Genomic DNA, 1,652 nt, shown 5'->3' on the forward strand with positions numbered 1-1,652 from the left:
TCCTCCGGGTGCCGCCGGGCGTCGTGGAAGGAGAGCAGGGCCATGTCGCGGGGCCCGGTGGCCAACGGCTGTGTCGCGGAGTCCGTCATGCCGGCAGCCTAGGTGTGACCACCGGCGCGGGCGGCTGCTCTAGCGGTGACACACCCCCCGCCGGTAGGTTCACCTCGAACTTCGCCGGATCCAGGGGAGAGCTCATGCGAAGAACGCTCAAATGGCTGTTGTCGTTCGTGGTGCTCATAGGCACCGTCAGCGCCGGCGGCGCGTCGGCGGGGGCCGCCACCACTGCCGACACCGACATCAAGGACCGCATCCTCGCCATCAAGGGGATGAGCTTCATCGAGGAGAAGCCGGTCGACGGCTACCGCTTCTTCATCCTCAACTACAAGCAGCCGGTCGATCACCGGAACCCGGACAAGGGGACCTTCAAGCAGCGGATCTCCTTGCTGCACAAGGGTGATGACCGCCCCACAGTCTTCTTCACCTCCGGCTACGGGCTGAGCGCTCAGCCCAGGCGCAGTGAGCCGACCCAGATGGTGGACGGCAACCAGGTGTCGATGGAGTACCGCTTCTTCACCCCGTCCCGGCCCGATCCGGCCGACTGGAGCAAGCTGGACATCTGGCAGGCCGCCAGCGACCAGCACCGCGTCCACGAGGCCCTGGAGGACATCTACGACGAGAACTGGGTCTCCACCGGCGGAAGCAAGGGCGGCATGACGGCCACCTACTACCGGCGTTTCTACCCGCGGGACTTGGACGGCACGGTCGCCTACGTCGCACCCAACAACGTCAACGACCGGAAGGACGGCGCCTACGACGAGTTCTTCTCCACCGTCTCCACGCCGGAGTGCCGTAAGCGGCTGAACGCCGTGCAGCGCGAGGCCCTGGTGCGCCGCGGGGAGATCGTCGCCCGTTACGAGAAGTGGGCCGAGGAGGAGGGCTACACCTTCGAGCTGGCGGGCAACGCCGACCGGGCCTACGAGGTCGTCGTGCTCGACCTGGTGTGGGCGTTCTGGCAGTATCACCTGGAGTCGGACTGCGACACGGTGCCGTCGGCCGACGCGCCGACCGACGAGCTGTACGCCTTCATCGACCAGATCTCGGGCTTCGCCTTCTACACCGACCAGGGCCTGACTCCGTACGTGCCGTACTACTACCAGGCCGGCACCGAACTCGGGCAGCCCGACGTGCGGAACCCGCACCTGGACGACCTGCTGCGCTACCCGGGCATCAACGCGCCGCGCACCTTCGTGCCCCGTGACATCCCCATGGAGTTCGACCGGCATGCCATGCCGGACATCGACCGGTGGGTGCGCACGCGGTCCTCGGAAATGCTCTTCGTCTACGGCGAGAACGACCCGTGGGGCGCCGAGCCGTTCCGGGTCGGCAGGCACAGCGACGACTCCTACGTCTTCACCGCACCGGGCGCCAACCACGGCGCGGACATCGTCGACCTGACGGACGACGAGCGGAAGGTGGCCACGGAGGCCCTGCTGGACTGGGCGGACGTGGCGGACGAGCCGGAGGTCACCGCGCACACCAAGCGGCTCACCGCTCCGGACAAGGAGCTCGACAAGAAGGTGGAACGCGGGCGCACGTTCCGCCCCTGACGGAATGCGCTCCGGCACGCCCGGCCGTGCCCGTCCCTCCCGGGG

At 68.0% G+C, this 1,652-nt stretch carries 1 protein-coding gene; it reads left to right on the forward strand.

The features are described 5' to 3' along the window. Positions 1-194 precede the first annotated feature (194 nt). The gene (locus ACRDP3_RS05625) at positions 195-1,607 is read left to right on the forward strand and encodes a S28 family serine protease (RefSeq protein WP_431515700.1); all 1,413 of its coding nucleotides are present in this window, start codon (positions 195-197) and stop codon (positions 1,605-1,607) included. The last annotated feature ends 45 nt before the right edge of the window (positions 1,608-1,652 follow it).

This window comes from Streptomyces sp., from assembly GCF_050698815.1.
GTDB lineage: Bacteria > Actinomycetota > Actinomycetes > Streptomycetales > Streptomycetaceae > Streptomyces.

Bases quoted from the DNA above. Each gene is read 5' to 3' on its own strand.
- ACRDP3_RS05625 (WP_431515700.1), top strand. From the start codon at position 195: ATGCGAAGAACGCTCAAATGGCTGTTGTCGTTCGTGGTGCTCATAGGC.